Origin of the sequence: Streptococcus sp. GS001 (genome assembly GCF_021595565.1) — a bacterium.
Lineage (GTDB): Bacteria > Bacillota > Bacilli > Lactobacillales > Streptococcaceae > Streptococcus > Streptococcus xiaochunlingii.
In genome coordinates, this window is record NZ_JACSYJ010000001.1 from 122695 (window position 1) to 136076 (window position 13382).

The window sequence follows — 13382 nt, forward strand, 5'->3', positions numbered from 1 at the left end:
TTCCATGATTATAGGGAGATTATATATGAAATTTTTTGATGAAAATTACTCACAAGAAATACCTACTCGTATCAAATGTTTAAGAAAAAAGTATAATTTAAAGCAAAGCGACCTAGGTAATGCAGGTCAAGTTAGCCAAGTTGAAAAGGAAGAAATTTGAAAGAATTTGTATCTTTTATTTTTTGTTTCATTTATGCCCTATGCTACTGGAATAGTTAGTAGTCATTTCATGAATCATACGGCACAGCTCTTTTATGGACTGATCGTTATTGTTTCAACGGTAGCAAACTGGTTTTTACATAAAGTAATTGATAAACCCAATATAGATCAGAAAGAATTACTTGAAGCTACCGCACAATATAGGAAGTTATTGATACCTGACCTAATAATTAAAGGAGTGGGATTGATTCTATCCTTAATTCTCTATCCTCCGATTATGATGTATAGTGTTTTAATTGCGGCATTTTACATCATAACTTTAAAAACACTATCCGAAAAAAGAGTGAATAACTAAAAAACGGTGACCAAAGTTAGGTGTATTATTTTAATGCTTAGAGACCTAAACTATTCCCCTATTTTAAAAATATTGATTCAGATTTTATGAAATTAAAAAGTAGATATTGTTCAGAAAATCCTTGATATTACGCTGTTTTTAGTCCAACTGAAATCCATACTTTCCAAACCAGGTCTTAAGAAAGCTCGTAAAGCATCACAATTCTCAAAACGTTAATCAATACGATTATATCAACGTTTCAAAGCACTCAAGAGTTTATCTCATGGGTGCTTTTTTCTATGCTTTCTACGAGAATTTGCCATAAAATTTGCCCTAAATTTGCACTATTCATTTTTAATGTGTTGATAGGCGACATGTCCAGCAGATAGGGGAACAACGTTTGAAGTATTGATATAAGTCTTGGTTGTAATCGTATCACTATGGGTTAATGCTTCTGAGATAGCTTCTAAGCTCATGCCAGCTTTCTTAGCAAGTGTCGCTCCTGTATGTCGCAATTTATGCGGTGTAGCGTGTTTTAACTTTGGGTGTCGCCTTTTTACGGAGTTCATTTTGTTATTGAGATAATCAACATGTAGAGGGCTATTTACATTACCTTTCGTATCTATATTTGTTATAATAAACTATATAAGTAATTGAGGTAAATATATATGAAAAAAGTAATTGAAATGTTCCCAGAATTTCACCAAGAGAAACTAGAAACAACTGATATAAAAGATGAAAATAATTTAATTGTAGTTGATACAAATTTTTTATTACAGATTTTAGAGTTGCCAATTGATATAGCTACTAAGTATGTGGATTCATTAAAATCAATAAAGAGAAATCTTTACATACCTTATTTAGTCGCTCTTGAATTTCATTTCAATAAAAGTAATAAAAAGAAAACTAAAAAGAGAAATGCAGACTCATACTTTAAACAAGTTGAATCTGCATTGAATCAATTAAAATCAAGTGTACAGAATACTGATTTAATTAAAATGGATATTGAAAATGGTAAACTAAAACATTTGGTTGGGAATTTGGAGCTTTTTACTGATGATTTTTTGACTAAGGTGAGTTCATTTGTAAGAGATGAAATTACTGATAAAGAAGATGAAGTTTATAAAGAGTTACTTAATATTATTTCTGATTCTATTGGAGATATGTATGAGCAGGAATGGATATATGAAATAGAGAAAGAAGGAGAAAAACGTTTTGCAGAAGCTATTCCACCGGGATTTGATGACGAAAATAAAGATGGAATAAGAAAATATAATGGCATATCTTATCATCAAAAATATGGTGATTTAATTATTTGGAAGGATATATTAAAAAAAGCAACGGAACAACCTCGTGGTGATAAAGTTATCTTTATTACTAATGACGGAGAATCAAATAAAAAAAGTGATTTAATTTATAAAACTTCAAATATGAAAGTTGGTCCAAGTATTTTCTTGATGAATGAATTATATATGTGTAGTAGAAAAAAATTATATATATTAAACAATACTACACTCGTAAACATGATTACAGAGTTATCAGAAGATGAAATTGATAGGATAGAGGCTCAGGAAGAAAAGAAGTATGTTGTTACGTTTCCAAAATGGATTTTAGATAAAGCAGAAAAAGATGTACGAGCAAGAAATGAGTCAAACAACTCGAGTGTTGTATATTATATTGATTCAGAAAATAGGTTAGCTAACATTGATATTGATGAAGTTGAACTGCTTGAACTCATATCCCTACTAAAGAATCCTGATGTAGAAAAAATGTTAAAAGAAGAAATTTTGAAGAAAATGTTAGATGGTTATTACAGTAAATTACCAAGACATATTATTAAAGACATAATAAATAGTTATCAAGAAAAAAATATTCAATGAATTTAATAATAAAATTTCATCATTTAGGGCAAATTACTGATAAAGCTGACTCGTTTTGGTTGTTTTTGTAGAAAAATTTGCCCTATTTAGATGAAAATAGTTGAAATTAGTTGAGAACTAGTAAATATTTGGTAGTTAAAAATGATTTGATTAAAGGCAATTGAAAGAACTTAGTTATTAGGTTAGCCAAACCAGGTCTTAAGAAAGCTCGTAAAGCATCACAATTCTCAAAACGTTAATCAATACGATTATATCAACGTTTACAGACATTCAAGAGTATTCTCTTGGATGTCTTTTTTTGTCTACTTTAATTTTACAAATTGGGAATTGCATATAATTATTTGAAAAAATAAAAATAGTTAGTTACAATAAAAATGTAAAAGCGCTTACTTGATTATTGGGGAGGTTAATATTGTAAGATATCTGTGTTTCTTTCTTAAGATAGGAGGATTTTTAGGAAAGATAAAATGTCAGAACAAGTATATGCAAAGAATCTCAGCATTTCCGCTTTAAGTTTCAGAAAAATAATTAAGTGAATTAAGCAATGATTGAAATATTAAAAATGGTTTATTGGAGGTAGTTAAAAATGAAAGAAAAATATAAAGTGACTGGGCAGTTATTTTTACTCTCAAATTTACCGATTTGTTGTTTTATTTTGAAAGATATTTCATTAGTCTATGCTAGGTTGCTATTTGTACTTTTCTTATTTTTTACATTATATTTCTCTTATAAAATAAGCATAAAACATAATGTCATTAATCGTATTCAGAAACTAGAGTGGAACAAAGTATTTTATTGCTTAGCATTCGCTGTTTTGTTAAGACTCATAGTTCATTTGTATGTAGGCATTTTTGGAGATACCCAAAATGATGCGTTATTACAAATTTTAAAAGATATTATGGGCGTAGAGTTATTCAATTTTTATGCAATTTTCGTAGGACCAGTTTTAGAGGAATTAACTTTTCGTGGTGCAATAATGAATTATTGCTATAATATGAGCAGGAAAGGTTTCATCATATCAAATATATTGTTTGGTTTTGTGCATTGTATGAACGAACCTAGTATTGGAATTTTTATTAGATCGATTTTACTGTATAGTTTGTTAGGCGGTATAATGTCTTACATTTATTATAGAACTAAAAGGATAGAATACTCTGTACTAATTCACATGCTTGCTAATTTTTTGGCTGTAATAGATTTTTAATTATGTATTCTAATTGTTTTTTATTTGTATTTTTATGTAAGGTTTTGCTCAAGAGACCACTAATAAATATGACTGGAGTAATGTTGGCAGCTAAAGAAATGTTCTTCAAAATAGAAAATATCCTCCGTGAGCAAGGAGTACTTGAAAAGTTTGAAGAGGAAAATGGAAAAATAACTGGTCATATGATGATTACGATGACGGAAATACCTCCTGAATAATGAAGTTACACTGTCTAAACAGGATCTTATAGATGAAAATATCGAATTATTAGTAGTAGATGGTCAGTTAAAAGGAGTCGTGAAGGATGTCAAAGGCAGTCCGAATGCAGAAATTGTTTATAATGTTAACTTGAGTAAAGCGAACGGATGAAATGACTTTATCTAATCAAGAAATAAAAAAATCCAATTCCATACTAAAAATAATATTAGAAAAAGTAAAGATGCAAGTCTGTCAATATTTTGAACATATTTTGGGATGAAAATTCGAAGGGTAAGAGAAATCAAAAAAGGAGGTTCTTATGTGTATAGTTAACCAAGTTAGGAAAATAGCAACTTATATTTGTGAAGCTTTTGAAGATTGGGGTTTGGATGATCCTGTAGAGGAAGGATACCTAGAAGATTATCAGGAAATTTCTGGAGCATCTGAGGAGGAAATTCAGGAGTTTGAGAAGAGAATTGGAATTTCTCTCCCAAATGAGCTTAAGGAAGTCTATCGTTACAAAAACGGCAGTAAATTCTTAGCAGTCCTACCCTGTGTGATTGGCCAAAGAGAAATGGCTTTCTCTTTGATGAGCCTACAAGAGATTGAGTCGATAAAAAAATTTTTTCAAAATAGGGATGCTCTGTTGACGGAATTTCCTGACTATTTTTCAAGCCAAGATGTTGAAGAAATGCGTGATAGCAGAGTTAAACCCTATCTTTTTAATAAAAAATGGCTTCCTTTCGCGGAGTATTGCGATTCTTGTTATCTCATGCTTGATTTTGATCCAGACCAGGAAGGGCAAGAAGGGCAGATAATCTGCTACATTCATGACCCTGATGAAATTATCTATGTGGCAGAAAGTTTTACGGAGCTGATCGAAGGGATAATGGAAGTGATCGTATGAAAGAGGGCAGTATATTGTCCCAAATGTTTCAGAATGGTTTGAGAGAATGAAGTAAAATGGTTTTAGGGACCTGCAATTACTTTGCTCAATTTCAGTAAAAGCCCGAGTGTTGTTTGAATTGGATGGCAACCACTGCACTCTAAGTGTTCATTCAAAAGAATTACTATACTTACAGAGAGCACCTTTCGAGGTGCTTTTTCCTATACCCAAACTAAATCAAAGATAAACAAAAAACCACCCTATCTTCCACAGTCAAACGTGACGGTAGAAAATAGAGTAGCTTTAGAACGTTAACGATTAGTTATCGTCTTTGTGAAGGATGTTTTTCACGCCCTTGATAGCTCCTTCGACAGCTTCTTTTGCGTCTTCAGCAACTTCTTTTGCTTTTGATGCAACTTTTTCAGCAACGCCTTCAGCTTCTGTTTTTTTATCACCGGTTACTTTACCGAGACCTTCTTTAACAGAACCTTTAACTTGGTTTAATTTATCTTCTAATGACATAGTGTCACCTCCGTTAAGTAAATAGTTTTATTAATCTGAATTCAAGACAGTTCATTTAAAAAATTAAAACTATTTAGCTCAGATTAATATAAGTATATGCCTTCTGAAATGGGAAGTCAAATATTCGCTACGGTATTTTGAAAGTGGGAAGGAGTCATGATGAGATAGCAACTAATGATGGATGAATAGGTCCTTGCCTTGTTTTTAATTGAAGAAGCATAGATCTTCCGCTACTTCAAAATAAAATCGTCCAGGTGATTAAGGAATAATATAGTGTAGCATCGTCAGGCTAGAAAATCTAAATGGCTGTTTTCTCCTAGCAAAGTGGAGTAAAAAACAAAAGAAGATGCCACTTTCTGTTCAAAAAGGGACAATTTAGGAGTTTGTTGATTTAAAGATTTTTCGTGTGCTATACTAAAATTGTCAAAGTTGCAACTAGACAATATTTTTTAATCTAATAAATATAAGGAGGTATTCATAATGAATACAAAGATTTTGGAAGAATTTGATAGTTTAGATAGCGATTTTCTCTCAACAGTAGCAGGTGGTGGGGTTTTTAATACTATATATATGGGACCGCCTCCAGTTTCAGGTGGTCCGAATGGTTGGGAATACTTCCGTAAGTTGATTGCGCCACTTGAAATGCGAAGTTTCTTCGCAATTTAATGAGTATCGGCTAAATTTTTTTGTTGGTGGAGGATGTTATGAAATATGCCAAACATGGACTTGCTTTACTGTTCCTGTTATATTTATTTGTTTTTGGGATTGAAGGCCTTGGTATCTACCTAACTGGAGTTTTCAATGGTGATTTAAGTTTTCTTTATTTCATCTATTTGATTCTCTACTCTTTGCTTCTCATTGGCATTTTATTGTGGTTCAAAAGACAGAAGATAGTCATTCGTTCCAATATACAGAAATGGAAGTGGCACTATCTGGGGTATTTTGCTCTGGTGCTCTTGTGGTTCTTTGTTGAAAGATGGGTGCTGCAAACTTTTCAAGATTTGCTGGTTCCTGTCGTTCATCAAACCAAATTGCCATCCTCCATTTATCTAAATGGCCCTGGTATTTCGGGTACTCTGTTTTTTGTCCTAGCAACTGTTACATCTCCTATGATAGAAGAATTTATTTTTAGAGGCTATCTGATGAATGTCTTCTTTAAAGAAAGTAAGTTTCATTTAGATGTTTTGCTTTCGGGTTTTCTCTTTGCGGCCTTTCATCTGATCCATCAATATCGGGATCCTGTAACCTTTTCTCTTTATTTCTGTTCAGGACTCTTCTTCGCAGCTGTCTATAAGAAAACTAAAGATATCCGGTTGCCCATCTTCTTGCATGCCTTTAGCAATTTTCTCACTTTTTGGAAACCGATCTGGATTTTCATCTTCAATTATATCTACTGGCATTTTCTTGTTAAATAACCTTGTCTCTGTGGCCGGGCGTGAAATGGGAGTTAGAGGAGCCAACTATTGAGCGAGGTTTTCATCATACTTCCTTGACTCTTCCTCTACTAGGCCGTATAATATTCTATATCAATGAAGAAATCACCTTTTGTCATTGTGCAAAAGGTGATTTTATAACGGTAAATGGGAGACACAATGGGATACATTTCTACAATCAAAACAGCTGTTCAGCTCTTTCCTTTCCTGGCCTTTTTGCTGACCTTGCCCTACATGATTTTGAATTATCGAAAATATGGTTCGGTCAATAAATTGCGGGTGCTGATTTTCTATTCTTTTATGCTTTACTTGATGACGGTCTATCTCTTGGTGGTCTTGCCTCTGCCAGATCCGAGTAAGATCCATACTAGCTACTTGGAAATGGTCAATCTCCATCCCTTTGCTTTTGTGGTAGATTTTTTCAAGGAGAGTCCTTTTGATCTAGCGCAGACAAGCACTTGGCTTCAGGCCATCAAGCATCCAACTTTTTATGTACCCGCTTTTAATGTCCTAATGTTGATTCCCTTTGGGATGTACTTACGCTATTATTTCAAGTGTGGTTTTAAGAAAACGATTCTCCTAACAGCCCTATTTAGTCTCTTTTTGGAGCTGACCCAGTTGTCAGGTCTCTACTTTCTGTATCCGGGTCCTTACCGCCTAGCAGATGTCGATGATATTATTCAAAATACCACTGGTGGAGGAGTGGGCTATCTGCTCGGTTGGTTCCTGGTTTGGTTATTGCCAACACGAGATGAGATTGACGAGCATTCTTTCCGAGTAGGGACGAAAGTATCTGGTTTCCGGATTGGTCTTGCTTTCTTGATTGACTTTGTGATGCTATCTCTTCTCTACGCGGTAATCGAGCGTTTAGAGATGATTCCTTATGTAGCGGTTTTGGTGCTTTACTTTAGTTTGCTTCCCTTGTGGCGGGGCAAAACCTTGGGAATGGCTTTACTGAAATTCCGCTTGCGTTTTGACAAGAAAAAATGGCTTCGCACCATCTGGCGAGGAATCCTAGTGGTAGGCTATTTCTACTGGATTCCTCAAGGACTGTTCTATTTAATCTCGCTTTTGAATCAGGATTTGACGGACAATTCCCTTTTGACTCTATCTATGATTTTATTGCTCTTCTTTGTACTCTTATTGTACCTGATCCTCACCCTTGCCATCATCTTGCTCAGTCGTCGCTTTCCGTTTGACCGTCTAGCTGGAGCCGAGTATGAGAGTACCGTGCGCGTGAAGGAAGAGCTCTTAAAGGGTGAAACTGAATCGTCAAAATAGAGAGAGTGGGACAGAAATCGGTAATTCGTTAGAATTCGATTTCGTCGTCTCACCTCCGCACAGTTGAGTAGGGCTGTAAAAGCTGATGAAATCAGCGTGGTAGAGCCCACTCAACCACTGCGTCTTGCTCGACAATCCAAAAACAATAAAGAGGCTAGGACTTTTGTCCCAGCCTCTTTATTGTTTTATACACGCGGAAAATATCCGAACGTTCCCAGTTGAGAAGGGCGATTTTAAGGCGATTATGCTACAATGGAAGCAAATAGATAGAATGGAGCAGTGAAATGAAAGCAATTATTACAGTCGTTGGTAAAGACCAAAAAGGAATCGTAGCGGGTGTTGCAACGAAAGTGGCAGAATTAGGACTCAATATCGATGATATCTCTCAAACGGTATTGGATGAATACTTTACCATGATGGCGGTCGTATCATCCGATGAGAAAAAAGATTTCACCCAGCTTCGTTCAGAGTTAGAAGAATTCGGTCAGTCTCTTCATGTGAAAATCAATATCCAAAGCGCAGCGATTTTTGATGCCATGCACAATTTATAAGATAGGGGTTGAGAATTTATGGACATTAAACAGGTAACAGAAACCATTGCCATGATTGAGGAGCAGAACTTCGATGTTCGGACTATCACCATGGGGATTTCGCTTCTAGATTGTATTGATCCGGATATCGAAAAGGCGGCAGAAAAAGTCTACAATAAGATTGTGACAAAGGCCAAAGATTTGGTGGCTGTTGGGGATGAGATTGCGGCAGAACTTGGCATTCCCATTGTGAATAAGCGGGTTTCGGTCACTCCGATTTCTATTATCGGAGCCGCAACCAATGCGACAGACTATGTACCCTTTGCCAAGGCGCTGGATCGTGCAGCGAAGGAAGTTGGGGTTAACTTTATCGGTGGCTTCTCAGCTCTGGTTCAAAAAGGCTACCAAAAAGGGGATGAAATCCTCATTAATTCGATTCCTCGTGCCCTTGCGGAGACAGATTTTGTCTGCTCTTCAGTCAATATCGGATCGACCAAGACAGGGATCAATATGACCGCTGTCCGAGACATGGGGCGCATCATTAAAGAAGCTTCCCAAGCAGATCCAATGGGACCAGGTAAACTCGTTGTCTTTGCTAATGCGGTAGAAGATAATCCCTTTATGGCGGGAGCCTTCCACGGTGTCGGTGAAGCCGATGTCGTCATCAACGTTGGGGTTTCAGGACCTGGTGTCGTCCAACGGGCCATTGAAAAAGTTCCCGGAGCAAGCTTTGATGTATTGGCTGAAACAGTCAAGAAGACAGCCTTCAAGATTACCCGTGTCGGTCAATTAGTCGGTCAAATGGCTAGTGAACGTCTCGGTGTTGAGTTTGGAATTGTCGACTTGTCTCTTGCTCCAACGCCAGCTGTTGGGGATTCGGTTGCCCGTGTCCTTGAAGCCATGGGGCTTGAAGTGGTCGGAACTCATGGAACTACCGCAGCCCTTGCCCTGCTTAATGACCAAGTAAAAAAAGGTGGCATCATGGCTTGTAATCAAGTCGGTGGTTTGTCAGGTGCCTTCATTCCGGTCTCAGAGGATGAGGGGATGATTGCCGCGGTCCAATCCGGTCATATCAACCTGGAAAAATTGGAAGCCATGACAGCTATCTGTTCCGTCGGTTTGGATATGATTGCCATCCCAGCTGATACTCCAGATTCGACCATTGCGGCCATGATTGCCGACGAAGCAGCTATCGGCGTTATCAACCAAAAGACAACAGCGGTTCGGATCATTCCTTATGGAAAAGAAGGTGATATGTTAGAGCTCGGAGGACTTCTTGGGTCTGCTCCGGTAATGAAGGTCAACAAGGCCTCGTCAGCTGACTTTATTGCCCGTGGTGGTCAAATTCCGGCCCCAGTTCATAGTTTTAAAAATTAAAAGAAAGCCTTGGGGCACTTCGCGTGTTCGGGGCTTTTAATGTTGGCTGGAGAAGGGAAGGTGAATCGAGAGGTCATCGCTGCCAGTTTCCTTATAAAAAATGATATAATAGAAGGACGTAAAAGGAGATCACATGGCGAAAACAAGATTATTTATTATTCGGCATGGAAAAACCATGTTTAATACGATAGGTCGTGCCCAAGGTTGGTCGGATACACCTTTAACTGCTCAAGGAGAAGAAGGCATCCGTGAATTGGGGGTTGGTTTGAGAGAATCTGGTTTAGACTTTGTCCGTGCTGTTTCCAGCGATTCAGGTCGCGCCATTCAAACCATGGGAATTGTTTTAGACGAGCTTGGGCTCACAGATCAGATTCCTTATACTTTCAACAAAAAGATCCGGGAATGGTGTTTTGGAAGTTTTGATGGTGCCTACGGAGGGGAACTTTTCCGTGGAGTCGTTCCTCGGGTTCTAGATATTGAAGACTACAAGAAACTCAGTCTGGAAGAGCTAGCGAATGGGATTTACCAAGTAGATACAGCTGGTTGGGCTGAACCATGGGATGTGTTGAAAAAACGGATTGTAGATGGCTTTGAGGAGATTGCCAAGGAAGTTGAAGCCAAGGGTGGTGGAAATGCCTTGGTTGTTAGTCACAGCATGACCATCGGATCCTTTGTTTGTATTTTGAATCCAGAGATTGAGTTGGATCCAAGGGTTGAAAATGGTAGTGTCACCTTGGTAGAATACGAAAATGGACAATTTTCAATCCAGACCATCGGAGATGAGTCTTATCGCAAACTGGGTGCTAACTGGTTAGCAGCCCACTCAGAAGAACTTGGTTTGAAAAAATAAGAAACCTTATATAAGAAGAAAACAATTGCAGGAGGATAAAAATGGCAAAGACAAAATTGTATATTGCCCGTCATGGAAAAACCATGTTTAATACCATTGGTCGCGCCCAAGGTTGGTCTGATAGTCCCTTGACAGAAGCTGGGGAACGAGGGATTCATGAATTGGGGATTGGTCTACGTGAAGCCGGGATTCAGTTCCAACAAGCCGTGTCCAGCGACTCCGGTCGAACCATTCAAACCATGGGGATTGTGCTAGAAGAATTAGGGTTAACGGGTAAGATTCCTTACCGTTATGATAAGCGCATCCGCGAATGGTGCTTTGGAAGTTTTGATGGAGCCTATGACGGGGAACTCTTTTTGGGGGTTCTACCACGTGTCTTTCGGGTTGATGACTTCCATCATTTGAGCTTGATGGAGTTGGCCGAAGGGATTGTCGAAGTGGATACAGCCGGCTGGGCAGAGTCCTGGGAAACTCTTCGTGACCGCATTTTGGATGGCTTTACGACGATTGCCAAGGATGTCGAGTCTCAAGGTGGCGGGAATGCCATCGTGGTCAGTCATGGGATGACCATCAGTACCTTGATTTACCTGATTGATCCAAAAGCCTTTAAAGAATTGGTCTTGGACAATGGTAGTGTGACTGTTATTGAGTATGAAGATGGCCAATTTAAACTAGAAGCAGTTGGAGATCTGTCATACCGCCAGGTTGGAGCGAAATGGTTAGAGGAAGATCATGACTAAATATAAACTTGCCAAGAAAAGAGAAAAGAAAGTTAGCTGGATCGTACTCTGCTGTTTAGGCCTCTGTCTAATTGGAGCAGGAGTGGGTATTTTCTATTTGAAACCTCAATGGCTTCATATGGGCTCTGTTGAAGATAAAAAAGTAGAAACGACTACTCCTAAAAAGGTTGAGAAAAAGGAAGAAAAACCGAAGACAGACCTTCCACAAGTTTCTAGCAAGGATTGGAACCTAGTCCTGGTCAACCGAGACAACAAGTTGGCTGAACTGAATCCTCAGTTAGTCGATGTTGAAGAAATCAAGGTGGATAGTCGGATCGCAGAACAAACCAAACAATTTCTAGTGGCGGCAAGGGCAGTTGCTCCTGAGGAGTCCTTGATTTCCGGTTATCGAAGTGTAGAGGAGCAAACAGAAGTTTATAATGAGCGGGTAGCTCAATTAGAAGCTACTGGGCTTCCTCATGAAGAGGCAGAACGTCAAGCACAAACACAAGTACAGGTCCCAGGGGCTAGTGAGCACCAGACAGGCCTTGCGATTGATATGAGTGCCCCAAATGGGCTGTCCGAAGAGGTGGTGCAACAAATTATTGCCTTGGCGCCACAATATGGGTTTGTTCTCCGTTATCCAGAAGGGAAAAACGCAATCACGGGTGTGGACTATGAAAACTGGCACTTCCGCTACGTCGGTGTAGAAAATGCCCAGTATATGGTCAAGCACCAGCTGGTCTTAGAAGAATATATTCAAAAGCTGAAAGAAGCAGGTTTATAGTTTTTTTGGCCTAGTATCGGTCTTAAGAATGATTTTTAGCACTCTTGAAAAAAGAGTGCTAATTTTTTGGATTTTTTTCTTGACTTTCTTTTGAGAGGGTGTATAATAGAATCATGGTTTAGCACTTGAGTGTTTAGAGTGCTAAAAATGAAAGAGAGGTGAGGTCGTGGTTACAGAACGTCAAAATGAGATTCTAAATCTTGTCGTCGATATCTTTACCAAGACCCACGAACCAGTCGGTTCAAAAGCGCTACAAGATGTCATTCAATCCAGTAGTGCGACCATTCGAAACGACATGGCTGCCCTCGAAAAACAAGGCTTACTAGAAAAGGCCCACACTTCGAGTGGCCGCATGCCTAGCCGAGCTGGTTTTCAATATTTCGTTCAGAATTCGCTCGATCTAGAGTTGATTGATGAGCAAGATGTCTACCAGGTGGTGAAGGCCTTTGATTTCGAAGCCTTTAAGTTAGATGATATCTTGGATGCTACGGCCAAGTTACTAGCCCAGATGACGGGCTACACCGCAGTGATTCAGGATGTGGAGCCGACACGGCAGCGCTTGACGGGTTTTGAGATTGTTCCATTATCCAACCATGATGCCTTAGCAGTTCTGACCTTGGATGAATCAAAGCCTGTCACCGTACAGTTTGCTATTCCAAAGAATTTCTTAACCAGTGACTTGGAAATCTTTCATCAGCTAGTTCAAGAACGTTTCATTGGAAATACGGTCTTGGATATCCACTACCGCTTGCGGACGGAGATTCCACAGATTGTACAGCGCTATTTCAAAACGACAGACAATGTCTTGGATCTATTCGATTACGTCTTCTCGCAACTGTTTCAAGAACTGGTCTTTGTAGAAGGAAAGGTTTCATCTTTGAGTTATGCCGATCTTCAGACCTATCAGTTCTTAGATAATCCCCAACACGTAGCCTTGGAGTTACGAGGGGGAATGCCAGAGGACCAAATGACCCAGATCCTGGTTGCAGAATCTCAAGAGAAGGCCTTGAAAAATGTGACGGTCATTAGTCACAAGTTCTTAGTTCCTTATCGTGGGATGGCCCTCATGCATGTGATTGGTCCCGTAGAGATGGACTACAGGCGTGTGATAAGCCTGGTCAATGTTATCGGCCGAGTACTGGTCATGAAGTTGACGGATTATTACCGTTACCTCAACAGCAACCATTATGAAGTAAATTAAGACCAAATGAAAGGGGTGTAT

The 13382-nt window shown here is 38.4% G+C and carries 16 protein-coding genes and 1 pseudogene; 15 read left to right on the forward strand and 2 right to left on the reverse strand.

Features of this window, described 5'->3' with window-relative positions:
* Nucleotides 1–25: 25 nt before the first annotated feature.
* Together H8S88_RS09820 and H8S88_RS00570 are read left to right on the forward strand one after the other, a co-directional pair.
* On the forward strand, nt 26–160 hold the full coding sequence (locus H8S88_RS09820) for a hypothetical protein (protein ID WP_000667627.1): 135 nt from the start codon (nt 26–28) through the stop codon (nt 158–160).
* A 69-nt stretch (nt 161–229) separates the two neighbouring features.
* A complete protein-coding gene (locus H8S88_RS00570; protein WP_014334291.1) occupies nt 230–514 on the forward strand; it encodes a hypothetical protein in 285 nt (94 codons plus the stop codon).
* 323 nt (nt 515–837) lie between these two features.
* Here H8S88_RS00570 and H8S88_RS00575 read toward each other — a convergent pair.
* Nucleotides 838–1131: pseudogene (locus tag H8S88_RS00575) on the reverse strand (tyrosine-type recombinase/integrase); the annotation flags it as partial.
* Nucleotides 1132–1161: 30 nt separating this feature from the next.
* On the opposite strand from H8S88_RS00575, the gene H8S88_RS00580 reads away from it, so the two are divergent.
* The 4 genes from H8S88_RS00580 to H8S88_RS00590 all read left to right on the forward strand — a co-directional run bounded on the left by H8S88_RS00580 (nt 1162) and on the right by H8S88_RS00590 (nt 4682).
* Complete coding sequence (locus tag H8S88_RS00580) at nt 1162–2373, forward strand: PIN-like domain-containing protein (protein WP_125334918.1); 1212 nt, start codon at nt 1162–1164, stop codon at nt 2371–2373.
* A 586-nt stretch (nt 2374–2959) separates the two neighbouring features.
* A complete protein-coding gene (locus H8S88_RS00585) occupies nt 2960–3577 on the forward strand; it encodes a CPBP family intramembrane glutamic endopeptidase (protein ID WP_125334916.1) in 618 nt (205 codons plus the stop codon).
* 83 nt (nt 3578–3660) lie between these two features.
* Complete coding sequence (locus tag H8S88_RS09825) at nt 3661–3795, forward strand: hypothetical protein (RefSeq protein ID WP_268927054.1); 135 nt, start codon at nt 3661–3663, stop codon at nt 3793–3795.
* Nucleotides 3796–4094: 299 nt separating this feature from the next.
* Nucleotides 4095–4682: an SMI1/KNR4 family protein gene (locus tag H8S88_RS00590; RefSeq protein ID WP_125334914.1), complete on the forward strand. Its 588-nt coding sequence runs from the start codon at nt 4095–4097 to the stop codon at nt 4680–4682.
* 297 nt (nt 4683–4979) lie between these two features.
* Here the strand turns inward: H8S88_RS00590 and H8S88_RS00595 are convergent, their stop codons facing one another.
* Nucleotides 4980–5183: a CsbD family protein gene (locus H8S88_RS00595; RefSeq protein ID WP_125334912.1), complete on the reverse strand. Its 204-nt coding sequence runs from the start codon at nt 5181–5183 to the stop codon at nt 4980–4982.
* Nucleotides 5184–5663: 480 nt separating this feature from the next.
* On the opposite strand from H8S88_RS00595, the gene H8S88_RS00600 reads away from it, so the two are divergent.
* The 9 genes from H8S88_RS00600 to hrcA all read left to right on the forward strand — a co-directional run bounded on the left by H8S88_RS00600 (nt 5664) and on the right by hrcA (nt 13361).
* A complete protein-coding gene (locus H8S88_RS00600; protein ID WP_125334910.1) occupies nt 5664–5849 on the forward strand; it encodes a hypothetical protein in 186 nt (61 codons plus the stop codon).
* Nucleotides 5850–5887: 38 nt separating this feature from the next.
* Entirely contained in the window at nt 5888–6598 is a 711-nt protein-coding gene (locus H8S88_RS00605; RefSeq protein WP_125334908.1) for a CPBP family intramembrane glutamic endopeptidase, read from the forward strand.
* A 177-nt stretch (nt 6599–6775) separates the two neighbouring features.
* The gene (locus H8S88_RS00610; protein WP_125334906.1) at nt 6776–7897 is read left to right on the forward strand and encodes a VanZ family protein; all 1122 of its coding nucleotides are present in this window, start codon (nt 6776–6778) and stop codon (nt 7895–7897) included.
* Between the two features lie 284 nt (nt 7898–8181).
* Nucleotides 8182–8448, forward strand: a complete 267-nt coding sequence (locus H8S88_RS00615; protein WP_003004214.1) for an ACT domain-containing protein — start codon at nt 8182–8184, stop codon at nt 8446–8448.
* Between the two features lie 18 nt (nt 8449–8466).
* Nucleotides 8467–9804 (forward strand): PFL family protein, encoded by a 1338-nt coding sequence (locus H8S88_RS00620; RefSeq protein ID WP_048688607.1) that lies wholly within the window; start codon nt 8467–8469, stop codon nt 9802–9804.
* Nucleotides 9805–9937: 133 nt separating this feature from the next.
* On the forward strand, nt 9938–10654 hold the full coding sequence (locus tag H8S88_RS00625; RefSeq protein WP_048688614.1) for a histidine phosphatase family protein: 717 nt from the start codon (nt 9938–9940) through the stop codon (nt 10652–10654).
* 41 nt (nt 10655–10695) lie between these two features.
* A complete protein-coding gene (locus tag H8S88_RS00630; protein ID WP_125334904.1) occupies nt 10696–11394 on the forward strand; it encodes a histidine phosphatase family protein in 699 nt (232 codons plus the stop codon).
* Nucleotides 11387–12160, forward strand: a complete 774-nt coding sequence (locus H8S88_RS00635) for a M15 family metallopeptidase (RefSeq protein ID WP_125334902.1) — start codon at nt 11387–11389, stop codon at nt 12158–12160. Before H8S88_RS00630 ends, H8S88_RS00635 begins: the two co-directional genes overlap by 8 nt.
* Nucleotides 12161–12326: 166 nt before the next feature.
* Nucleotides 12327–13361: a heat-inducible transcriptional repressor HrcA gene (gene hrcA, locus H8S88_RS00640; RefSeq protein WP_045759110.1), complete on the forward strand. Its 1035-nt coding sequence runs from the start codon at nt 12327–12329 to the stop codon at nt 13359–13361.
* Nucleotides 13362–13382 lie beyond the last annotated feature (21 nt).

What these genes read in the sequence shown, in the direction of transcription:
- H8S88_RS09820 (WP_000667627.1), top strand. Translation starts at nt 26, where the DNA reads ATGAAATTTTTTGATGAAAATTACTCACAAGAAATACCTACTCGTATC.
- H8S88_RS00570 (WP_014334291.1), top strand. Translation starts at nt 230, where the DNA reads ATGAATCATACGGCACAGCTCTTTTATGGACTGATCGTTATTGTTTCA.
- H8S88_RS00580 (WP_125334918.1), top strand. Translation starts at nt 1,162, where the DNA reads ATGAAAAAAGTAATTGAAATGTTCCCAGAATTTCACCAAGAGAAACTA.
- H8S88_RS00585 (WP_125334916.1), top strand. Translation starts at nt 2,960, where the DNA reads ATGAAAGAAAAATATAAAGTGACTGGGCAGTTATTTTTACTCTCAAAT.
- H8S88_RS00590 (WP_125334914.1), top strand. Translation starts at nt 4,095, where the DNA reads ATGTGTATAGTTAACCAAGTTAGGAAAATAGCAACTTATATTTGTGAA.
- H8S88_RS00595 (WP_125334912.1), bottom strand. Translation starts at nt 5,183, where the DNA reads ATGTCATTAGAAGATAAATTAAACCAAGTTAAAGGTTCTGTTAAAGAA.
- H8S88_RS00600 (WP_125334910.1), top strand. Translation starts at nt 5,664, where the DNA reads ATGAATACAAAGATTTTGGAAGAATTTGATAGTTTAGATAGCGATTTT.
- H8S88_RS00605 (WP_125334908.1), top strand. Translation starts at nt 5,888, where the DNA reads ATGAAATATGCCAAACATGGACTTGCTTTACTGTTCCTGTTATATTTA.
- H8S88_RS00610 (WP_125334906.1), top strand. Translation starts at nt 6,776, where the DNA reads ATGGGATACATTTCTACAATCAAAACAGCTGTTCAGCTCTTTCCTTTC.
- H8S88_RS00615 (WP_003004214.1), top strand. Translation starts at nt 8,182, where the DNA reads ATGAAAGCAATTATTACAGTCGTTGGTAAAGACCAAAAAGGAATCGTA.
- H8S88_RS00620 (WP_048688607.1), top strand. Translation starts at nt 8,467, where the DNA reads ATGGACATTAAACAGGTAACAGAAACCATTGCCATGATTGAGGAGCAG.
- H8S88_RS00625 (WP_048688614.1), top strand. Translation starts at nt 9,938, where the DNA reads ATGGCGAAAACAAGATTATTTATTATTCGGCATGGAAAAACCATGTTT.
- H8S88_RS00630 (WP_125334904.1), top strand. Translation starts at nt 10,696, where the DNA reads ATGGCAAAGACAAAATTGTATATTGCCCGTCATGGAAAAACCATGTTT.
- H8S88_RS00635 (WP_125334902.1), top strand. Translation starts at nt 11,387, where the DNA reads ATGACTAAATATAAACTTGCCAAGAAAAGAGAAAAGAAAGTTAGCTGG.